Source organism: Nodularia sp. LEGE 04288, from assembly GCF_963896525.1.
GTDB lineage: Bacteria > Cyanobacteriota > Cyanobacteriia > Cyanobacteriales > Nostocaceae > Nodularia.
Map to the genome: position 1 here is coordinate 52,962 of NZ_CAWQOY010000106.1, position 6,503 is coordinate 59,464.

The following is a 6,503-nucleotide window of genomic DNA, read 5'->3' on the forward strand; positions in this document are numbered from 1 at the left end:
CCAATCGATTTATCGATTCACTGCCGCAGCTTCTCGCGCCGCAGTCGCCTGGTCTGGGTGGATACCCAAACGTGTGAGATTAATTCGTCCTTTATTGTCAATTTCGCGCACTTTGACAATCACTTCATCCCCAACAGCTACTTCATCTTCAACTTTACCAACGCGATAGTCAGCTAATTGAGATATGTGAATCATGCCTTCTTTTCCTGGCAGAAATTCTACAAATGCACCAATGGGGATAATCCGAGTCACACGCCCGACATAAACATCACCTTCGTGTAGCTTACGAGTCATACCCTGAATGATGTTACGGGCTTTCTTAGCCCTACTTTCATCCACAGCAGAAATCGTCACGGTGCCATCGTCTTCGATGTCAATCTTCGCACCAGTTTCTTCAGTGATGCCCTTGATGGTTTTACCTCCGGGTCCAATGACCAGACCAATCATGTCTGAATCAATCTTGATGGTCAATAGACGGGGGGCATAGGGTGAGGTTTCAACTCTTGGTTCTTCGATAGTCTGGAGCATTTTATCCAGAATATGCAACCGGGCTGATTTCGCTTGGTGGACGGCTTGGGCGATAACGTCTAATGACAGACCAGATATTTTCATATCCATTTGCAAGGCGGTAATCCCGGTATCTGTGCCGGCGACTTTAAAGTCCATATCGCCTAAGAAGTCTTCAATCCCTTGAATATCAGTCAGGACTCGCACTTCGTCACCTTCTTTAATCAAACCCATTGCTGCACCGCTGACGGGTTTGAGAATGGGGACACCAGCATCCATCAAGGCTAGAGTGGAACCGCACACCGAACCCATAGAAGTGGAACCGTTGGAAGAAAGCACTTCCGAGACTACACGAATCACGTAGGGGAATGCTTCTTTTGAAGGTAGCACAGGGATGAGCGCTCTTTCGGCTAAAGCACCATGACCAATTTCGCGCCTTCCTGGGAAACGCATCGGTTTAGTTTCTCCAACCGAGAAGGGAGGGAAGTTGTAATGATGCAGGTAACGTTTGGATTGGTCTGTTTGCAGGTCATCGTTGAGGTTTTGGGCATCTCCAGGAGTACCAAGGGTACAAGCGGATAATACTTGGGTTAAACCCCGATTAAATAAACCACTGCCGTGGACTCGCTTGGGTAAGACACCAACTTGACAAGAAACTGGACGCACTTCATCGAGTTTGCGACCATCAACGCGCACGTTGTCGTCAACAATTTGACGGCGCATGAAGTGTTTAGTGATGTCTTTAAAGGTGTTACCGAGTGCTTTGTTGTTTGCCGTTGCAGCCAGTCGAACTTCGTTTTCTTCTGGTAATTCGGCGATCGCACTCGCAACTTGCTCCTTTACAATATCCAAAGCGTTATCCCGTTGGGCTTTGGTGTATTCAAATTGAGACAGAATTTTCTTAATTTCATCGCTGACGCGATCGCGGATATAATTGCTCAGAGTTGGGTCTTCCTCTGGTGGTGCTTCTTGCACAATTTTCAGACCCATTTCCGCTAACAAATCTTGCTGCGCTTTAATTAAATCTCTGACTGCTTCGTAACCAAAATCAATCGCTTCAATAATATCTTGCTCTGGCAATTGATTGGCTCCCGCCTCCACCATGATCACACCGTGGGGTGAACCAGCCACAATCAGATCCAAGTCTCCGTTTTCAGTTTCTGCATAGGTGGGGTTAATAATGAAATCATCACCCACTAAGCCCACCCGCACTGCCGCCATTGGCCCGTTAAACGGAATTTGTGCCATCAGGGTAGCAATAGAAGCACCAGTCACTGCTAGGACATCAGGTGGTACCAACTCGTCCATCGACAGCGTAAAGGCGATAATTTGCAGATCATCACGCAACCATGAAGGAAACAAAGGTCTCATGGGGCGGTCTATCAGACGGCTAGTCAGAATTGTTTTTTCTGGTGGACGACCTTCTCTCCGCATGATTCCTCCGGGAATCCTACCTGCGGCATACAATCTTTCTTCATAATCCACCGTCAGGGGAAGAAAATCAATTCCTTCTCTGCCCTTGGAACGCGTAGCCGTCACTAAAACAGATGTATCCCCTGATTCTATTAAAACCGACCCACCAGCTTGGGGAGCCAGTAAGCCTACTTTCAGTCTAATATCCCTACCATCGAAGGATATTGACTTATCAACTTCTGCCATTCAGTTTTTTTTCCTTCTCTTTCGCTTTTCTCTTTCTGTGGCAATCCTAACATTTATGCTCTCAGACTGACTTCTGGTACACAGAAAGATAAATAAGTCGTTTAATCCAAAGCGCGATAGAAAATCAACGCCTCTACTAACTGCCCATCAGCTAGCTTCACTGCACGCGGAATATTTCCAATAATATCAAATCCCAAGGATTGCCAAAGTTTAACTGAAGGTATATTGGTTTCAAAGACCAAATTGAACATCACCGCTTCGTAGCCCAGGTTTGCTGCTATTACTAGCATCGCCTCCCCCATAAACCTTCCAATACCCTGACCGCGTAACCCAGGTTGTACAATAAAACCAGCGTTGCAAATATGGCTACACATACCAGGGAAGTTTGGCTTGATATAAAATGCCCCTAGCACCTCTTTTGGCTTGTGTATACCATCTTGAGCAGATGTCCTCACCACGAAGGCATCCTGACTCAACCAGTAAGCTGCAAATGCCGCCTGCGACAGAGGTTTATTTTGGGGGTAAGTTTTACCTTCATTAATTACGACATTTAGTAATGACCTCACCGCCTCCTGTTCTTGGGGTTGCATATAATCTAGTTCCACTGCTAACTCATTTTTTAAAACTTGATCAAGAGGCAACTTCATGAGTAACAAATTTCATGCTGTGTGATTTATATTTTGCAAATATACTATACTACAAGATTTTGCAAATAAATCTGGTATTTACCAAGATAATTATCTCCAGATGTAGACAGATAAATTCATACTTTATCTAAATTATTTTTTGCCAATATTTGATGAGATGATGTAATTATTGACAAGTTTTTTACAGGTGGCAAATAATGGAAAATATGGCTAGAATAAAAAAATTGGGATAAGTCAAAATGTGAAAATAGATATTTTAATTAGTATAACAGAAGTTAGATATTTTAGGACTTACGCAGACTCTAAATTGTCTTGGCGTTCTTGGCGACTTGGCGGTTGGATAAATCAAGATTTTTGGTAATTTTTGCGTAAGTCCTGTATTTAATACTTTAGTTTAATCAAATTTTGAGTAGTTAGCAGATGGCAATTTTACACGGTAATTGGTTACTAAAAAATGAAAATAGTTGTTTATTCATTTGGGGTGAAACTTGGCGTTCATCACGAGTAAACTTTGAGTCTATTGCATCCCAAGAGATACCACCACATCCATTGGCAATGACACCAGTTGATTTGAGTGAATGGTTGATTTCTCAAAACATCAAAATTGCTAGCTTAATGCCGCAAACCCAAGTTGCTGTAACTGCCACTGGGCGAACTCGTAAAAGTACAAATTCTACTAAACTCAACTTACCAACGCACTCTCAAATCATTGCTTTACCAACTCATATCTCAGAAAATAATCAGCAAGAAATCGAATTTATTTCCCCTCTACATTCTGCAATTTTGGCATCTGAAATCAACTTACCTCAATATCTCCAACCTTGGCGAGTCGAGGGTTTTTGTCTCAACCCCACTGAAGCAATAAAATTTCTCGCTGCTGTTCCCTTGAATGCTGCTAAAGACGAGAATACTTTGTTCGGTGGAGACTTACGTTTTTGGTCACAAATTGCCCGTTGGAGTTTAGATTTAATCTCCCGATGTAAGTGTTTGCCCACTATCCAACGACAAGCTGATAGTTCAATTGTGGCTAGGTGGCAAGTCCTTTTAGACAGTGCTGTGGACGGAACTCGCTTAGAAAAATTTTCTGCAAAGATGCCATTAGCTTGTCGTACTTATGAAAAAAGTGCGGAGTTAGAAGAAAAATATTTAGCAGTAGATTTACCAAATGAACCGCAGGAATTATTATTAGGATTTCTCAACAATACGATAGATGCCCAAGTGCGGGGAATGCTGGCTTCTCAACCTCTACTAGAAACTAGGATGATGGCATCTTTACCATCTGCGGTGCGACAGTGGTTGCAAGGTTTAACGAGTGCATCTAACACCGTGAATGCAGATGCAATGGAAGTAGAAAGATTAGAAGCGGCGCTGAAATCTTGGACGATGCCGTTGCAATACCAACTAGCAGGAAAAGCGTTGTTTCGTGCTTGTTTTCAACTGCTTCCGCCTGCATCTGGCGCAACAGATTGGATGTTGGCATATTCTCTGCAAGCGGCTGATGATCCCGATTTCTTGGTGGATGCGGCAACTATTTGGCATCACCCAGTTGAACAATTAGCTACTCAAAATCGTACCATTGATCAACCCCAAGAAACTTTATTACGGGGGTTGGGGTTAGCTTCACGATTATATCCCGTTCTTGTACCTAGTTTAGAAATAGAATATCCCCAATCTTGTCGCCTCAACCCATTACAAGCTTATGAATTTATTAAGTCTGTGGCTTGGCGATTTGAAGATAGTGGTTTGGGGGTAATTTTGCCTCCGAGTTTAGCGAATCGCGAAGGATGGGCGAATCGTTTGGGTTTGAAAATCAGTGCGGAAACCCAAAAGAAAAAACAGGGACGGTTGGGTTTACAAAGTTTACTCAATTTTCAATGGCAATTGGCAATTGGTGGACAAACGATTTCTAAAACTGAATTTAATAAACTTGTAGCTTTAAATAGCCCACTGGTAGAAATTAACGGCGAGTGGGTGGAACTGCGACCCCAGGATATTAAAACCGCGCAGACGTTTTTTGCTTCTCGTAAAGACGAAATGACGCTTTCTTTAGAAGATGCTTTACGTCTGAGTTCGGGAGATACCCAAGCGATTGAAAAGTTACCTGTGGTCAGTTTTGAAGCATCTGGAACATTGCAAGAGTTAATTGGGGCGTTAACCAATAATCAGGCGATCGCACCTCTACCGACACCTGCAAATTTTCAAGGACAATTACGACCTTATCAGGAAAGAGGGGCGGCTTGGCTAGCTTTCTTAGAACGTTGGGGTTTGGGTGCTTGTCTGGCTGATGATATGGGACTGGGGAAAACAATTCAGCTAATCGCCTTTTTACTCCATCTCAAGGAACAGGATGCACTGGAAAATCCCACGTTACTTGTTTGTCCGACTTCTATTTTAGGTAACTGGGAACGGGAAATTAAAAAATTTGCCCCTAGTCTCAAAGTTTTGCAGCACCACGGCGATAAACGTCTCAAAGGTAAGGCGTTTCTAGAAGCAGTCAAAAAACAAGATGTGATTATTACCAGTTATTCACTCATCCACCGGGATGTTAAATCTTTGCAGAGTGTTGATTGGCAGATGATTGTATTAGATGAAGCCCAGAATGTGAAAAATCCTGAAGCTAAACAATCTCAGGCTGTGAGGGAATTAAAAACTACATTTCGGATAGCTTTAACAGGGACACCAGTAGAAAATAAATTGCAGGAATTATGGTCTATTTTGGATTTCCTGAATCCTGGGTATTTGGGAAATCGCCAATTTTTTCAAAGACGGTTTGCTATGCCAATTGAAAAGTATGGTGACACCGCATCTTTAAATCAATTGCGGGGTTTAGTTCAACCATTTATTCTGCGTCGTCTGAAAACAGATCGTGATATTATTCAAGATTTGCCAGAGAAGCAAGAAATGACGGTTTTTTGTGGTCTTGCGGCTGAACAAGCTGCACTTTATCAACAAGTAGTGGAAGCATCTTTAGCAGAGATTGAATCTGCGGAGGGTTTGCAACGTCGAGGCATGATTTTAGGTTTACTAGTTAAACTTAAACAAATTTGTAATCACCCAGCCCAATATTTGAAATTAGCCACATTACAAGAACATAGTTCTGCCAAACTACAGCGGCTAGATGAAATGTTAAATGTGGCTTTGGAGGAAGGCGATAGGGCTTTGATTTTTACCCAATTTGCTGAATGGGGTAAGTTATTAAAAGCTCATTTGCAGGAAAAATTAGGGCAAGAAATTTTGTTTTTATATGGTGGTAGCACTAAAAAACAACGAGAGGAAATGATTGACCGTTTCCAACACGATCCCCAAGGACCTCCGATTATGATTCTTTCTTTAAAAGCGGGTGGAGTAGGTTTGAATTTAACTAGGGCTAATCATGTATTTCACTTTGACAGATGGTGGAATCCCGCAGTGGAAAATCAAGCCACAGATAGAGTATTTCGCATTGGTCAAACTCGCAATGTCCAAGTGCATAAATTTGTCTGCACTGGCACTTTAGAGGAGAAAATTCATGACATGATTGAAAGTAAAAAACAATTAGCGGAACAGGTAGTTAATACTGGTGAAGAGTGGCTGACTGAAATGAATACCGATCAATTGCGTGATTTACTCATACTTGATCGCAGTGCCATAATTGAGGAGGATGAAGTTTAAAGAACAATAAAGTAGTATAAGTAACCCTGTCTCTTATAC

The 6,503-nt window shown here is 42.4% G+C and carries 3 protein-coding genes; 1 reads left to right on the forward strand and 2 read right to left on the reverse strand.

Going from position 1 to position 6,503, the window contains the following annotated elements; translation table 11 throughout:
- Positions 1–9: 9 nt before the first annotated feature.
- Together AACX33_RS11810 and AACX33_RS11815 are read right to left on the reverse strand one after the other, a co-directional pair.
- Positions 10–2,166: a polyribonucleotide nucleotidyltransferase gene (locus tag AACX33_RS11810; RefSeq protein ID WP_194000265.1), complete on the reverse strand. Its 2,157-nt coding sequence runs from the start codon at positions 2,164–2,166 to the stop codon at positions 10–12.
- A 101-nt stretch (positions 2,167–2,267) separates the two neighbouring features.
- Positions 2,268–2,813, reverse strand: coding sequence for a GNAT family N-acetyltransferase (locus AACX33_RS11815; RefSeq protein WP_194000267.1), 546 nt, complete (start codon positions 2,811–2,813; stop codon positions 2,268–2,270).
- Positions 2,814–3,233: 420 nt separating this feature from the next.
- On the opposite strand from AACX33_RS11815, the gene AACX33_RS11820 reads away from it, so the two are divergent.
- Positions 3,234–6,464, forward strand: a complete 3,231-nt coding sequence (locus AACX33_RS11820) for a DEAD/DEAH box helicase (protein WP_194000269.1) — start codon at positions 3,234–3,236, stop codon at positions 6,462–6,464.
- Positions 6,465–6,503 lie beyond the last annotated feature (39 nt).

Excerpts from the sequence above, each read along its gene's own strand:
- AACX33_RS11820 (WP_194000269.1), top strand. The coding sequence starts at position 3,234 with ATGGCAATTTTACACGGTAATTGGTTACTAAAAAATGAAAATAGTTGT.
- AACX33_RS11815 (WP_194000267.1), bottom strand. The coding sequence starts at position 2,813 with ATGAAGTTGCCTCTTGATCAAGTTTTAAAAAATGAGTTAGCAGTGGAA.
- AACX33_RS11810 (WP_194000265.1), bottom strand. The coding sequence starts at position 2,166 with ATGGCAGAAGTTGATAAGTCAATATCCTTCGATGGTAGGGATATTAGA.